Consider the following 3,551-nt stretch of genomic DNA (forward strand, 5'->3'; position numbering starts at 1 on the left):
ATGATCGCCTTGGCCGCAGCTCTCCTGGCGTATCGAATGACACCCCATGTGGGGCTGGCCAGAAGTTCGGCCACCCACGCGTGAATGACGGTGTCGGCAACATCGGTGGTTCCCACGGTCTGCCAGGCGAGTTCGAGTGCCAGAAGGCTGTTTTCCGGCGACAAGTAGTCGTCGGGGCCTGCTAGCAGATCGTTGCTTAGTTGAACGAAGGCGGCTAGCGGGCGTGCCGAACAATCGGGGAAGTCGGTGATGTGCGTGTCGCCGTTGATGTATGAAATCACGTTCATCGCACACCCTTTGCCCGATCCTGGCCGGTGCGATCCTCTGGCCAACCTCAGTGGGTGTGTGATCCTGTCAAGGTCCATGTTGGTTCAGCCCTTCTCGCTTCGCTTCTCAATAAGTGCGTCCGAAACGGACTACGGTGCCAATCAATTCGTTGTAATGAGATGTTCAGCTCCTCCTAATCGCGGTTGACGCCATGTGATCGGTTCACGGCCTCATGAGCGCGTGCGCGCGTTGGTGCATGCGCGCGCCGCTGCATGCCTTCCTTCACGCGCTAATACCGACCAGGGACAACCCGACCATGACGGTGATGGCTGCCAACACAACGGCGACGATGGCGTTGAAGAGCAGCTGCCTGACATACGGGCCTTCCGCCGGATAGTTGAATGGCGGCGTCTCGCAGTCGACGACATCACCGCGTTCATCAGCTCGATATGCGGCAATCATTCGGTTCCTCTTTCTCGACGACCAGCAGCCTCGCGACAAGTGGTGCTGCCGGATAGGCGGATGCCCACGCTTCAAGAGTCGCGCGTCAGACAAGAAAAGTCGTCGTCGCTAACCCCCATTGACCATGCCCGCCAGTGACGATCTGCGGCTACCGGCTAGCTGCAACAAGCTCGGATAGCCTTCTCCTTCTTGGTCATCCAGTCGTCGTCTTCGGTTTTCTGGCTCGGAATATCGCGTGGAGGCTCGCTGTTGCCGCCACTCAGCGGCGCGGTGCTTTGGCTAGCACGCTCACGAATCAGGTAACGAGATAGCAGGGAATACGAGCGCGACTAAGGGTTTTGGCGCCCGGAGGATGCCCGACGAGGCAGGGTGTCGACATCAGCAACGCCGCGCCGTCCCGTAGCCAAGGGATCTCGACCCGTCATCCGTATGGCCGCGTCGTCCAGCTGCGGGCTGCACCCGAACATTCATCCGGGCCAAGCTCACCCTGTGGTGCGCGCCATGAGTTTCGCGGCCGCCCGCGAGTCGTTGGGCTCGGCGGTGCCTGGGTGAGCTACCATCACGTAGCCTGCGCATCCCCAGACCATTGGCAAAGCGACCAGCATGCCGTATATGGCTGCCATGACGCCACCTCCTGGAATTACAACTGCCTCTGCCCGTTGGCGATGTCTCAAGAATGGGGTTCTCGCACACAAATGTCGCCACTGCTGACCCCCATCCTGGGGCCCCGCCAGTGCGAATGGTGGCCTACCTACTAGCAGGCAGCGGGACCGCAGCGCGGAACTCCCAGCGGACCTTCGCATCCGCATTGTGGCAGCCGAGGTCTTCTCGCAAGGTATGCCGGCACTGAAGTTGGCCTCAGCCGGACTAGAAGCGAGCGTGATGACATCGAACGCGTCGACCGTAACGAACAGGGGATACTTCAAATAGACCCATCTTCGACGTTTGCCTCTAGTACTGACGAACATTCGGACGGTCGAACATTCCGACGGTCGGGAAGCGTATTCGCGTGAACGCCAAAGTCAAGCGGCGAAATACCAACCGCATCCTCGGTGGGCTCTGGCGGCCCGCTGTGATCCTTGTTGTGCTCGCGATTGTTGCTTACGGCGTCATGACAATTCGGCACACGAATGCGGACATTAGCACCCTGTCGTCGCTGCCCTGGTCTTACTCGGAGACGACGATGTCGCCTTCGGCCTCATTGAGCCTCGTCATGCAGGTCGACCGCGATGCGGCTGGGTGTCGCATTGTCGTCAACGGCGTGGTCCGCGATGAGCACCTCGTCGCCCATCAGAGCGCCGCAGTCGTGTGCAACGTGAACGCGGCATAAACGGTGAAATGACGGACACATGAACACTGACGACCAGGTCAAGCGCCCCCGCGCCGCGAAACTGGCCCGGAAGCTGGCAGTGCCGATCGTGCTGTTCTGGGTGTTGGCCGCTTGGTGCCAGGTGATTCCGCAGTGCAGAAGTAGGCGTCGCCGGTAGTAATTACGATTGGCGTCTGTAGCAGCGGTACCTTACTGGCTAGCTGGAACTAATTGGCAGCGGCGCTGTGATGCTGTGGTCAAGCTCGGCTAGGGAGCGGATTACGTTGATGCGCAGTTCCAATCGTGTTGCAAGACCGATTATTCGGCTGTTGTCTTAGCCTCCGGGGCGCTGACCGCTTGTCCGCTCGGTGAATGGCGGCGCAGGTGTGTTGGCTCCCAAGGACTTACGAAAGCCTAACGGCCCTCCCGATCGTGTGGTCACCGCATTCGTCTGCCACAGGGCGAGATCGGACTCACCCGGCGCGACGATCAGACGGACGTTCACTGGACGATCCGCTCGCCGGCGCAAAGTCGCCGGCTCTCGGTCCCATGCTCGCAGCCGGGTCCTCCGGTTTGCTGAACCGCACTCTGCCCGGTCGCCTCAACGCAGATGTCGATTGACCAACCATCCCACCCTTACACACCACGAGCAGCGTCAGGATGGTTTGAGGCCGTATTTAGGGCCGAGAGTGGCGACGGCCGTCTTGAGCGCTTCGCCGATCTCGTCGAGACGATCGGCTTCTGAATCGTCGACCGCCGCGCTGATCGCCGCGATCAGACTGCCGTCGGGTGCCAGCACGGGGGTGGCCACGGCAAACGCGTCCGCGAGTGTGACTCCCCGGTTAAAGGCCAGTCGGCGGGACCTAATCTCGGGGAGCTCGGCGAGGAATCGTTGTACCTCGCCTGCTTGCTCGGGGCTGGCGAGGTCCAGGAGGCGGTACATCTCCTCGTCTCGGACGTTGGCGAGCAAGGTCTTTCCGGCGGCGCTGGTATATAGCGGGCGACGGGCGTGGGTGCGCGCGACGAATGTCAGGCTAGGTGATTCTTCACCCACAAGGTCAGTGAAGACGATGGCGTCCCCGACGCGCACCCCGACGAGGACGGTGCAACCGAGGACCTCGCCCAACTCGGCTACGAACTTGTGATCGAGTGATACCGCGGCCAGCTTGTTCGCGCGCGCGGCGAGGATGAACGGTCCCGGTCCGAGGTGGAACCGGCGGTCCTCCTCGATGAGATAGCCGCGGGCGAGTAGTCCGTTGGTCAGCTCTTGAATGGAGCTCTTCGCCGCATCCAGGGCGGTTGCCAGGTCGGCCAGCGTCACGCCGCGCGGGCTCAACGAAACGGTCTCGAGGATTTGGATCACTCGGTCGACCGTGCGGTGCGGGCGGGCAGGCATGCGGCTGACGCTAGCAAGCGCTACCGACCCGTTCAGACAGAGACTTGCAACGCGGCGCGGGTCACAGTACGGTATCCGTGTGATCCGGATATCTGGTTGGATATCTGTAAATACGTA

At 61.4% G+C, this 3,551-nt stretch carries 5 protein-coding genes and 1 pseudogene; 2 read left to right on the forward strand and 4 right to left on the reverse strand.

Annotation, left to right across the window (positions count from 1 at the left end; genetic code table 11):
- The 3 genes and pseudogenes from VKI00_RS33595 to VKI00_RS33605 all read right to left on the reverse strand — a co-directional run.
- Positions 1-287: pseudogene (locus tag VKI00_RS33595) on the reverse strand (hypothetical protein); the annotation flags it as partial.
- 262 nt (positions 288-549) lie between these two features.
- A complete protein-coding gene (locus VKI00_RS33600) occupies positions 550-729 on the reverse strand; it encodes a hypothetical protein (protein ID WP_324447618.1) in 180 nt (59 codons plus the stop codon).
- A gap of 482 nt (positions 730-1,211) precedes the next feature.
- Positions 1,212-1,352 (reverse strand): hypothetical protein, encoded by a 141-nt coding sequence (locus VKI00_RS33605; RefSeq protein WP_324447619.1) that lies wholly within the window; start codon positions 1,350-1,352, stop codon positions 1,212-1,214.
- Between the two features lie 386 nt (positions 1,353-1,738).
- Between VKI00_RS33605 and VKI00_RS33610 the strand changes: the two genes are divergently transcribed.
- Entirely contained in the window at positions 1,739-2,059 is a 321-nt protein-coding gene (locus VKI00_RS33610; RefSeq protein ID WP_414687360.1) for an MmpS family transport accessory protein, read from the forward strand.
- Between the two features lie 19 nt (positions 2,060-2,078).
- Complete coding sequence (locus tag VKI00_RS33615) at positions 2,079-2,216, forward strand: hypothetical protein (RefSeq protein WP_324447620.1); 138 nt, start codon at positions 2,079-2,081, stop codon at positions 2,214-2,216.
- A 477-nt stretch (positions 2,217-2,693) separates the two neighbouring features.
- On the opposite strand, the gene VKI00_RS33620 is transcribed toward VKI00_RS33615, so the two are convergent.
- Positions 2,694-3,434, reverse strand: coding sequence for an IclR family transcriptional regulator (locus VKI00_RS33620; RefSeq protein WP_324447621.1), 741 nt, complete (start codon positions 3,432-3,434; stop codon positions 2,694-2,696).
- Between the last annotated feature and the right edge of the window lie 117 nt (positions 3,435-3,551).

Origin of the sequence: Mycobacterium sp., from assembly GCF_035314665.1 — a bacterium.
In the GTDB taxonomy this organism is placed as follows: domain Bacteria; phylum Actinomycetota; class Actinomycetes; order Mycobacteriales; family Mycobacteriaceae; genus Mycobacterium.

What these genes read in the sequence shown, in the direction of transcription:
- VKI00_RS33600 (WP_324447618.1), bottom strand. Translation starts at nt 729, where the DNA reads ATGATTGCCGCATATCGAGCTGATGAACGCGGTGATGTCGTCGACTGC.
- VKI00_RS33620 (WP_324447621.1), bottom strand. Translation starts at nt 3,434, where the DNA reads ATGCCTGCCCGCCCGCACCGCACGGTCGACCGAGTGATCCAAATCCTC.
- VKI00_RS33615 (WP_324447620.1), top strand. Translation starts at nt 2,079, where the DNA reads ATGAACACTGACGACCAGGTCAAGCGCCCCCGCGCCGCGAAACTGGCC.
- VKI00_RS33605 (WP_324447619.1), bottom strand. Translation starts at nt 1,352, where the DNA reads ATGGCAGCCATATACGGCATGCTGGTCGCTTTGCCAATGGTCTGGGGA.